Source organism: Candidatus Thermoplasmatota archaeon (assembly GCA_029907305.1).
Lineage (GTDB): Archaea > Thermoplasmatota > E2 > DHVEG-1 > DHVEG-1 > JARYMC01.
Genome location: JARYMC010000097.1, coordinates 1 through 4903, shown reverse-complemented (window position 1 = coordinate 4903; position 4903 = coordinate 1). Strand labels below are relative to the sequence as shown.

The window sequence follows — 4903 nt, the reverse complement described above, 5'->3', positions numbered from 1 at the left end:
CCTTTTCTTGGCACATCCCATCTAATAGGAAAAAAATGAATGTTTTTTTCTTTAATTATTTATTTCGGGATGAAGCCATACTTAGAGAAAGATTATAATATATTAAACCATTAGATAAATGAAATCTGTTATATGAGAGATATTAATGAGCTTATAAAAAATAGTGAAAAATACAAGGATGCCCAGGTTCAGAAGTCTTTTGAAAGTAAAAAGAATACTGTGGTTTACGTAACAATAGATAATAAACCACGGGTTTTAAAATGGTATGTGCCAGGTTTAAAGAGAAATATGGAGACAGAATACTCTGTTTTAAAAAAAGGTTTTCCAAAAATATCTATGCCTTCTCCACTCGAGAAAGATGATGAAAACAATGTGATTGTAATGAGTTATATCACTGGTAAAAACCTATGTGATGTAATAAATGATGTATCGGTTTCTATGAGTGAGAAAAAAAAGATTTTGTGCTTGCTAGCTAATTGGTTTACAGCGTTCCATGAGCATTTTAAGACTGAGGATGGTTTTCGTATCCGTGGTGATTCTAATATTAAGAATTTCATCCTAAAAGAGGAAATATGGGGTGTTGATTTTGAGGAATCCCGGGTTGGTAAACCAGTTGAGGACATCGCTAGTCTTTGCGCATCGATTCTTAGCACAGATCCTATGTTTACATCTGAAAAATTTGAGCTTTGCAGAACATTTTTAGATGCTTATAAGAAATCAGCTAAATGGCCTATGGATAATGTAAACGATGAAATAGGTTATGCTCTGCTTGAAAGGATACAGTGGAGACCTGAAGATGAAGAAACTCTTAGGAGATATGCGAAGAGAATAAGAAAACAGGGTTTAAGATAAAATAGAATAATTCTAAGAAATTTAGTCATAATTTTTAAATAGGTTTGATTGCTTCCAAAAACGAGTATTTATGGGGAAGGAAAAATTAATACCAATAATAGCAATAATACTTCTATTAATTGGAATCACATCATCCATATATGTTTACGCGACAAATGCTTCTGTTTCTTCCTACATAACAGAGAAGTCGATTATTGTTAATAATCAACGTTTTACCATAGAACAGATATTTTCTGATTTTAAAATTCATAATATAGCAACGCCAGATGGAGGGAATTTTTCTGGTGTAGCATTAGATGAGTTGATCACTGAGACAGGTATTGATTGTCCTTTGTGTCATAATTACAAAATTATAGGAGCTGATAATTACGAAAAAACTGTAACATGGGAAAACATGCAGCATGGTGTTTTAACAGAGGATGGGACAGTTGCTTTTTCTGATTTAACAAAAGCATTTAGAGTAAAATATGTAATAAAAATCGAGGTGATTTAATAATGAACAAAATGAAACTTATTGCGGGAACAATATTATTTGGATCGTTATGGGGTTTTTCTGAAAACATACTTGGTACATATCTACATAACACCGGTTTACCCGCTGGTTCTATTATGGCTGGTTTGTTCGCTGTTGGTTTTATGGCTATCAGCAGGATACTCTATAAACAGAGAGGTATGCAACTAGGTATGGGTCTCGTTGCTGGAGCTCTTAGATTATTTAACCCGTTTGGTACTTGTTTTATCTGCTCTGCTATCGCTATAATAGCTGAGGGTTTAATATTTGAAATTATATGGTATAAGTTATCTCTCGACTTGAGGATATTAGAAAAAAATACTATGTCTGTTAGCATGGGGATCATCACATCATATTGTTGTTTTGTGGGGGGCTATATTGTAACACAAATATTGACTCCGCTGTTACAAAGCGCTGGGTTTCATGTAGAGAACCTAATAGCATTTATTCCACAGATACTAGCACGTGGACTACTAGCTGCTCTAATCGGAGGCTTTGTTGTACCGGCTGCTCTATTGATAAAGAAAATAGATGTGGCTACTGTTGAAGATAAGTTGTATTACCCTATAACTACTATGATATCTGTAACGTGTTGGTTTGCTGTGATATTAAACACCTTGTTTGTTTTAAAAATAATTTAAAAAAAAGTGAATACAATGGATAAACCTAAAAAAGTTAAAATCTTGAAATTCCACCCTGAGAAATGTAATGGTTGCCTTGAGTGTGAAAAAGCTTGTTCAATGGTTCATTTTAAGACAAAGGATGGCGGTGATAAATCAGCTATTCGTATAATCAAAAATGGTGATAGATATCAGATGCATGTTTGTGATCAGAGAGGACTATGTTTGGATATGTGCCCAGTTGGGGCTCTTACAAGAAGGAAAAATGGTGTGGTTTGGCTTGATAAAGATCTTTGTATTGGCTGCCAGGCTTGTGTTGGTTTTTGTCCCATTAACGCAATGAGAAAATCTGTTTCAAGAATCCAGCCTTTTAAATGTATTTCATGTGGTGCTTGTGTAAGAGCGTGCCCAAATGGCGCTCTTGAATTAGTAGAAGTAAAAATTGATGAAATAAAAGAAATTGTTTATCATAAACTGGGGGTTTAAAATGTTACAAGGTCAGATACCGATTGATGAATATAAAACAGGAAATACAAAACACACATGGAATCTTAAAAAGCTGAGGTTTGCCCATAGAGTACTTTTTGATTATAATTATAAAAAACAAGAAGTACAAAAAGGTTATGCAAACAGAACGTTGTACATTGATTTATCAAAAAAGGAAATCAAGGAAAAAAAAGTAACAGAGGAGATGAAAAACAAGTTTACTGGTGGTCGTGGTTTTGGTCTTAAACTATTATGGGATTCAATCACATCAGAAACCAGATGGGACAGTGTTGAAAACAATCTTGTTATAACAACAGGTCCGCTTTGTGGAATAACCCAGTACCCTGGTACTGGTAAATCTCTTTGTTTAACTGTTTCACCTGCCACAAATATTATCTGTGATTGTAATGTAGGAGGTTTTGTTGGTCCTTATCTTAAATTTGCAGGTTTTGATGCACTTGAAATTCAAGGTAAAGCAAAAGATGATGTTATAATTTTTATTGATGGAGAAAATGGTAAAATAACTGTTGAAATAGCTCCTTTGGAAGAAACAAACACCCATTTATTAACTGAACAATTAACCTATATGTATGCTTCTGAAGATAATGATAGATCCAGACAAAAAGTTGCTGTTGTAACATCTGGAAAAGGTGCGGAGCACAGCTGGTGGGGCTGTCTAAATTTTTCTTTTTATGATATAAGAAGAAAAGTAGCAAGAGTAAAACAAGCAGGTCGCGGTGGACTTGGAACCGTTTTTAGAGATAAAAGAATTAAAGCAATTGTTGTCAAAGTTGAAAAAGTACATGGACTTTTAAATAACCCTGCAGATCCAGAAACATTAGTAAAGGTTGGGACAAAACTTCATCGCGAGATTAGAGATTTGGATAAATACCAGTGCAATATGCGAGCTGTTGGAACAGGGCATCTAGTTGAAATAATGGATGCCTATGATTTACTTCCATGTGAAAACTATAGATTCGGTAGTTTCCCTAAAGCACCAAAAATTTATTCAACAAAATTTTATGAGCTTTTTACAAAAATTATTCCAGATGGATGCTGGTTTGGTTGCACGATGGCTTGTTCAAAAACAGTTGATGGTTACATGGTTAAAACAGGTCCTTATAAAGGTCAAAAAGTCACAGTAGATGGACCTGAGTATGAAACAATTGCTGCTTGTTCAAATATGAGTATATGGGATCCACTATGGATTCTTGAGTATAATTTTTATTGTGATACCTACGGTATTGATACAATCTCAACAGGAACAGCTCTTGCTTTTTATATGGAAATGTATGAATATGGGATTTTAAATAAAAATCGTTGTGATGGACTTGAACTTTGTTTTGGTAATGCAGAAGCTGTTTTAGAATTTATACACAAAATAGCAAGAGGGGAAAAAGGTGAATTTATTAATGTTGCTTCAAAAGGAATTAGAAGAGTAAAAGACTGGCTTATTGAAAAAGGATGGGGCGATGAAAAACTCATAGAAGATACAGGTATGGAAAGCAAGGGTCTTGAATATTCAGAATATGTAACCAAAGAATCACTAGCAATGCAGGGAGGTTACGGACTGACACTTAAAGGACCACAACATGATGAGGCATGGCTTATTTTCATGGACATGGTAAACAATGCTATACCAACTTTTGAGGATAAAGCAGAAGCATTACATTATTTCCCAATGTGGAGAACATGGTTTGGATTAAACGGACTTTGTAAACTACCATGGAATGATATAGAACCTGCAAACAATGCAGAAACAGATGAACCAACTAAAGTACCTGAACATGTACAAAATTATGTGGAATTATTCAATGCTGTTACAGGTAAAAAAGTTGATAAAAAAGAATTAATACTTCAAAGTGAACGTTGTTACAACTGGCAAAGAGCAATGAATGTTTGGATGGGAAGAGGCAGAAGAAAAGATGATTGGATACCATATCGATCAATGGGACCTGTAACAGAAATGGAATACATTTCAAGAAAAGATAGATATGATAAACAGTTAATTGAGAAACAAGGGTTTAACAAAGAACAGATAGATAAAATGAGTGTAAAAGAAAAAATGAAAATACTCTACGACTACAGGCAGGATCAGTACCAAAAACTAGCTGATGCAGTTTACTATAGAAGAGGATGGACACCAAATGGTGTACCAACTCCTCAAAAAATGAGGCAATTAGGTATGGATGACCCAAGGATGTTAAAAATGCTGCAGGAAAAGATAGACGAGGATGAAAAAGCTGGTCTTAATGTATGGGGTGGGAAATACGGCAAAGGTGAAAAACCACCAAGCATCCATCCCAGATATTGGGAGAAATGGTAACTCAACATGAACAGAGAAAAATATGCTAGAATAAGAGAGAAGCTTAGGCAGTCTAGCGTTGGCATAGCTGGTGTTGGTGGCCTAGGCTCTAACGCAGCAGTTGCCCTC

General features: G+C 34.8%; 5 protein-coding genes. All 5 read left to right on the top strand.

Features of this window, described 5'->3' with window-relative positions:
- The first annotated feature begins 132 nt into the window (after nucleotides 1-132).
- The gene (locus QHH19_06685) at nucleotides 133-852 is read left to right on the top strand and encodes a hypothetical protein (GenBank protein MDH7518009.1); all 720 of its coding nucleotides are present in this window, start codon (nucleotides 133-135) and stop codon (nucleotides 850-852) included.
- A 70-nt stretch (nucleotides 853-922) separates the two neighbouring features.
- Nucleotides 923-1345 carry a hypothetical protein gene (locus tag QHH19_06680; protein MDH7518008.1) on the top strand — a complete coding sequence of 141 codons (423 nt, stop codon included), beginning with the start codon at nucleotides 923-925 and terminating at the stop codon, nucleotides 1343-1345.
- Between the two features lie 2 nt (nucleotides 1346-1347).
- On the top strand, nucleotides 1348-2004 hold the full coding sequence (locus QHH19_06675) for a hypothetical protein (protein MDH7518007.1): 657 nt from the start codon (nucleotides 1348-1350) through the stop codon (nucleotides 2002-2004).
- 15 nt (nucleotides 2005-2019) lie between these two features.
- On the top strand, nucleotides 2020-2469 hold the full coding sequence (locus QHH19_06670; GenBank protein MDH7518006.1) for a 4Fe-4S binding protein: 450 nt from the start codon (nucleotides 2020-2022) through the stop codon (nucleotides 2467-2469).
- A 1-nt stretch (nucleotide 2470) separates the two neighbouring features.
- Entirely contained in the window at nucleotides 2471-4795 is a 2325-nt protein-coding gene (locus tag QHH19_06665; GenBank protein MDH7518005.1) for an aldehyde ferredoxin oxidoreductase C-terminal domain-containing protein, read from the top strand.
- The last annotated feature ends 108 nt before the right edge of the window (nucleotides 4796-4903 follow it).

Bases quoted from the DNA above. Each gene is read 5' to 3' on its own strand.
- QHH19_06670 (MDH7518006.1), top strand. From the start codon at position 2,020: ATGGATAAACCTAAAAAAGTTAAAATCTTGAAATTCCACCCTGAGAAA.
- QHH19_06665 (MDH7518005.1), top strand. From the start codon at position 2,471: ATGTTACAAGGTCAGATACCGATTGATGAATATAAAACAGGAAATACA.
- QHH19_06675 (MDH7518007.1), top strand. From the start codon at position 1,348: ATGAACAAAATGAAACTTATTGCGGGAACAATATTATTTGGATCGTTA.
- QHH19_06685 (MDH7518009.1), top strand. From the start codon at position 133: ATGAGAGATATTAATGAGCTTATAAAAAATAGTGAAAAATACAAGGAT.
- QHH19_06680 (MDH7518008.1), top strand. From the start codon at position 923: ATGGGGAAGGAAAAATTAATACCAATAATAGCAATAATACTTCTATTA.